This window comes from Staphylococcus pasteuri (assembly GCF_030547725.1).
Classification (GTDB): Bacteria; Bacillota; Bacilli; order Staphylococcales; family Staphylococcaceae; genus Staphylococcus; species Staphylococcus pasteuri.
Map to the genome: position 1 here is coordinate 1 of NZ_JAUOQO010000769.1, position 244 is coordinate 244.

1 pseudogene is annotated in these 244 nt (G+C 60.2%); it reads left to right on the forward strand.

The window, feature by feature from the left end:
* Window positions 1-244, forward strand: a pseudogene (locus Q4528_RS15440) (hypothetical protein); the annotation flags it as partial.

Below are 244 nucleotides of genomic sequence, written 5' to 3' on the forward strand. Positions count from 1 at the left end.
CGCATGGCCGGCCCGGGCGAGTCGATCTATACCCGTTATGACCGGGATATTTCGGCACGTTCACAGGTATGGCTGCGCGAAGAGGCCCCGGCGATCACCGACAAGCCCTGGGTGTTGTTTGTCAGCTTCGTGTCGCCGCATTTCCCGCTGACCGCACCGCCGGAATATTTCTATCGCTATGACCAGTCCAAGCTGCCGATGCCCAAGCTTTATGGCAAGGACGAGCGCCCGGATCACCCCTATC